The following is a 579-nucleotide window of genomic DNA, read 5'->3' as shown; positions in this document are numbered from 1 at the left end:
TTATCTTAACTAGTCATAATGGATGACTTTACAGTATTCAATGTAAAGTTATCCATTTTTTTGTTTCTTCAAAAACTATTTAACTACACTAATTTTTATAGTATTTATAGTAAATAAAGAAAGGGGGAGGATTATCTATGAATAAGAGATTGGAAGCTTTCTAAATTGAATAACAGAATAAATTTCAACAGGAGTGATACTTATGAGAGTTACCACCCTTCTTACAAAAGATGGAAAGACCCGGTACATGTTACTAGATCATAACAATGAGCCGGTCCAACCAGTTTTACATTATTTAAAGTTTAAGGATAACAGTGGAGCTTCACGTAATACCTTACGGTCATTCTCATATCATTTAAAGCTTTTCTTTGAATTCTTAGAACAAATAAACAAGGATTATCGTGATATTGGAATAGATGAAATGGCGGATTTTATGCGATGGTTACAAAACCCGCACCAGGACGTAAAGGTGTCCCCTATCTTCCCTAAACAGCCAATTAGAAAAGCAAAGACAGTAAATATCATCATCAATACTGTTCTTGGATTTTACGACTACCTAATGAGACATGAGGACTATAG

The 579-nt window shown here is 32.8% G+C and carries 1 protein-coding gene; it reads left to right on the top strand.

What is annotated here, in order from left to right; translation table 11 throughout:
• Positions 1 to 202: 202 nt before the first annotated feature.
• Positions 203 to 579 (top strand): site-specific integrase (locus D612_RS0108430; protein ID WP_017755018.1); only part of this gene is annotated, 377 nt, incomplete at its 3' end.

Origin of the sequence: Calidifontibacillus oryziterrae, from assembly GCF_000331575.1 — a bacterium.
Taxonomy (GTDB): Bacteria; Bacillota; Bacilli; order Bacillales; family Bacillaceae_J; genus Calidifontibacillus_A; species Calidifontibacillus_A oryziterrae.
Note: the sequence above shows the minus strand (reverse complement) of the source record. Positions and strands in the feature narration are given on the sequence as shown.